Origin of the sequence: Mesorhizobium sp. M7A.F.Ca.CA.002.05.1.1 (assembly GCF_003998335.1) — a bacterium.
Lineage (GTDB): Bacteria > Pseudomonadota > Alphaproteobacteria > Rhizobiales > Rhizobiaceae > Mesorhizobium.
On the sequence record NZ_RZQI01000571.1, the window covers coordinates 1 to 3,986 of the forward strand.

Here is a 3,986-nt window from a genome sequence, read left to right on the forward strand (position 1 = left end):
GCATAGATGAAGGCCGGTGCGCCCGGACCGCCGTTGAGGTACTTGTAAGTGCAGCCGATGGCGAAATCGGCATTTGCGTGATCGAGCTCGACGGGCAGGGCGCCGGCGGTGTGGCATAGATCCCAGACGATCAGCGCTCCGGCCGCATGAGCCTTGCGCGTCAGCGCCGCCATGTCGCGCAGTTCACCCGATTTGTAGTTGACGTGGTTGACCAGCACCACCGCGACGTTTTCGTTGATCAGCTCTTCGATAGTGGGCGCGTCGACGCCCGCGAGGCGCAGCAGGACGCCGTCCCGTGTCGAGGCCACGCCTTCGGCGATGTACAGGTCGGTGGGGAAACTGTCACCCTCGGCGACGATGACCGACCGGCCCGGCCGAATCTCCAGCGCCGCATGCAGCACCTTGTAGATGTTGGTCGACGTCGTGTCGCAGACGACGGTCTGGCCGGCCGCGGCTCCAATCAGGCGTCCGAGTTGATCGCCGAGTTCGATCGGCATCTCGAACCATCCGGCCGTATTCCAGGCTCGGATGAGGTCCTGGGCCCATTCCTGGGTTGCCGCCTGCTGCAGCTCGCCGAAAACGGCATGAGACGCTGCCCCCAGTGAATTGCCGTCGAGATAGATCACCCCCTCCGGCAGAATGAAACGGTCGCGCATGGCCCGCAGCGGATCTGTGGCATCCATCGCTTCGACTGCGGCGAGATCAGGAAATCCACTCATGGTCAGTCAGTCCCCGGTTGTTCGCGAAGGGTGTTCCGCCGCCGCGCGTCGCTGTTTTCATTTCGACGATGTCAGAGCCGGGTGCGGACCGTCCACAGTTCCGGGAACAGCACCACCTCGAGCATCTTCTTCAGATACGAAGCACCCGACGTGCCGCCGGTGCCGCGTTTCAGACCGATGATGCGCTCAACCGTGGTGACGTGGTTGAAGCGCCAGCGGCGGAAATAATCCTCGAAGTCGACCAGCTTCTCTGCCAGTTCGTAGAACATCCAGTAGCGCTGCGGATCGCGGTAAATGGTTTGCCAGGCGACCAGCACCTCTTCATTCTCGGTTCGCGTCTCACGCCAGTCCGTGCGCTTGGCATCGGCACCGATGTCGAATCCGTTGCGCGCAAGCAGCAGCAGCGCTTCGTCGTAGAGCGATGGTTCGGTCAGGATCGCTTCCAGCTTTCCGCTCAGGTCGGGCCGGTGCTTGTGCGGCCCGAGCATGGCCAGGTTGCGGTTGCCGGCCATGAACTCGATGGCGCGATACTGCCAGGACTGGAAACCCGAGGACTGGCCGAGCGCGTCGCGGAACTCGGTGTATTCGCTCGGCGTCATCGTCCGCAGCACATCCCAGGCATTGTTCAGCTGCTCGAAGATCCGCGCAACGCGCGACAGCATCTTGAAGCTCGGCTCGAGCCGGTCGGCGCGGATGGAACGGATCGCGGCTCCAATCTCGTGTAGAGCGAGCTTCATCCAGAGTTCGGAGGTCTGATGCTGGATGATGAACAGCATCTCGTCATGCGCCGATGACAGCGGCGTCTGGGCCTCCAGCACTTTCTCCAGGTGCAGGTAGTCGCTGTAGGACATGCGCTCCTTGAACGACATCTGGGCGCCTTCGGACGCCGGATCGTATGGCTCGCTCAATCGATTTTCTCCGTGCGCAGCCGGAAGCGCTGGATCTTGCCGGTCTGGGTCTTGGGCAGAGCGGCGATGAATTTTACCGATCGCGGATATTTATAGGGCGCGATCATTGCCTTGACATGGTCCTGCAGGCGCTTGGTGGTGAGGGCGTCGGGCGCGACGCCCTGCGCTAGCACGACATGCGCCTCGACGATCTGGCCGCGCTCGGCGTCCTCGGCGCCAATGACAGCGCATTCGGCGACGTCCGGGTGCGCCAGCAGCGCCGCCTCGACCTCGGGACCGGCGATGTTGTAGCCGGCGCTGACGATCATGTCGTCGGAGCGTGCGGCGAAATGGAAGAAGCCGTCCTCGTCCTGCGTGAAGGTATCGCCGGTGAGGTTCCAGCCGTCGCGCACGTATTCCTTCTGCCTGTCATCGGCCATGTAGCGGCAGCCGGTCGGTCCGCGCACCGCAAGCCTGCCGGTCGCGCCGCGCGGCACCTCGCGCATCTCGTCATCGACGACGCGCGCCTCGTAGCCGCCCACCGGCTTTCCGGTCGACGCGGGCTTCATGTCGTCAAAACGGTTGGAGATGAAGATGTGCAGCATCTCGGTGGCTCCGATGCCGTCGAGGATCGGCTTTCCGGTCTTTTGTGTCCACACTTCGAAAACGGGAGCAGGCAAGGTTTCGCCGGCCGAAACGGCGACGCGCAGCGATGACAGGTCCGCTCCTTCATCCATGGCCTTCAGCATGGCGCGGTAGGCAGTCGGCGCGGTGAAAGAGATCGTCGCTTTGTAGGTCTCGATGATGTGGATCATGTTGGGTGGCGTCGCCTGCTCCAGCAGCGTCGCCGCCGCACCGAAGCGCAGCGGGAAGATGGCGAGTCCGCCAAGGCCGAAGGTGAAGGCCAGCGGCGGCGAGCCGACGAAGATGTCGTCCGGCGTCACCTCCAGGATTTCGCGGGCGTAGGCGTCGGCGATGATCAGCAGGTCGCGGTGGAAATGCATCGTCGCCTTCGGAACGCCTGTTGTGCCCGAGGTGAAGCCGAGCAGGGCAACATCGTCGCGGCCGGTGTCGACTGCGGTGAACGTCACCGGCTTGTCGAGAGCGGCACGATCGAGTTCAGCATCATGGTTGGCGGTGCCGTCGAAACCGATGACCTGCTTGAGGAATGCGCTGTCCTTGGCGCAGGCGGTCATCTCGTCCATCAGCCTGGTGTCGCAGAGCGCGACGGTGATTTCCGCTTTGTCGACGATCTTGGCGAGTTCGCCGGCGCGCAGCATCGGCATGGTGTTGACGACCACGGCGCCAACCTTGGTGGCGGCCAGCCAGCAGGCGACCATGGCGGGGTTGTTGGCCGAACGGATCAGCACCCGGTTGCCGGGCTCGACCCCATAATTCTCGACCAGCGCGTGGGCCAGCCTGTTCGTCCAGTCGGACAGTTCCTTGTAGGTGCGGCGGCGGCCATTGCCGATCAGCGCGGTGTGGTCGCCCAGGCCTTTCTCGACCAGCCTGTCGGTCAGTTCGACACCGGCGTTGAGGCGTTCGGGATAGTCGAAGCCGTCGAGCAGGATTTCAGGCCATTGCTCCGGCGGCGGCAGGTGATCGCGCGTGAACGTGTCGATATGCGCTGAAGGCCCAAGCATGTCGCCGCTCTCCTGTCTGCTGGACGGCCAGTGCGCGAGGCGCCTGACCAGTGATCTGAAGGTCCTGCTTTTTTTGAGGAGGCTTCGTGCCGCAAGTCGCGCCTTGCTCGACGCCACCCGAACGGGGTGACCATTTGCAGGCTTCGGGCAGCACAGCAGACCTCCCATTGTCGGCTGTTCGTGCGGGCAGGATCGCACCAGTCGAAATTTGTTTCAAGCCTAAAATGTTTTTGCCCTAGAGCATTGACGCATGGCGTGGCGGTGGCCATTGCTAGCGGAACAGCGATGCCGTTTTTGGGGAAGGGCGCAGATGTTCGAACGTCACATCGTCGATTGGGATGATGCCTATGCCAACGGTGCGAATATCGCCGGCAGCGACCGATGGCCGGCCGCGTGGGTGGAGCCTGCGCAAGCGTTTCGTGACGCACTCTCGGCGCAGGGCCGGGCACGGCTCGACATCACCTATGGCGATGGGCGACGCAATCGGCTCGATCTCTTCCTCCCCAGCGCCACGCCCAAAGGGTTGGTGGTGTTCATCCATGGCGGTTACTGGAAGGCGTTCGACAAGAGTTTCTGGTCGCATCTCGCCAATGGTGCGGTCAGCAGCGGCTTTGCCGTGGCGATGCCGTCCTACACGCTGTGCCCGGACTTACGCATCGCCGGCATCGTCCAGGAGATCGGCGTGGCGATCGGCAAGGCGGCGGCAATGGTCGACGGGCCGCTGATGCTGACCGGAC

3 protein-coding genes and 1 pseudogene are annotated in these 3,986 nt (G+C 63.4%); 1 reads left to right on the forward strand and 3 read right to left on the reverse strand.

The features are described from left to right. From EN939_RS24175 to EN939_RS24185, 3 genes are all read right to left on the reverse strand, one after another. Positions 1-719: aminotransferase class V-fold PLP-dependent enzyme (locus EN939_RS24175; RefSeq protein ID WP_127270198.1), on the reverse strand; the 719-nt coding region annotated here is incomplete at its 3' end. 71 nt (positions 720-790) lie between these two features. Continuing rightward, the gene (gene kynA / locus EN939_RS24180) at positions 791-1,627 is read right to left on the reverse strand and encodes a tryptophan 2,3-dioxygenase (RefSeq protein WP_127270200.1); all 837 of its coding nucleotides are present in this window, start codon (positions 1,625-1,627) and stop codon (positions 791-793) included. Next, positions 1,624-3,249: an AMP-binding protein gene (locus EN939_RS24185; RefSeq protein ID WP_127270202.1), complete on the reverse strand. Its 1,626-nt coding sequence runs from the start codon at positions 3,247-3,249 to the stop codon at positions 1,624-1,626. Before EN939_RS24185 ends, kynA begins: the two co-directional genes overlap by 4 nt. A gap of 310 nt (positions 3,250-3,559) precedes the next feature. Between EN939_RS24185 and EN939_RS24190 the strand changes: the two are divergent. After that, positions 3,560-3,986: pseudogene (locus tag EN939_RS24190) on the forward strand (alpha/beta hydrolase); the annotation flags it as partial.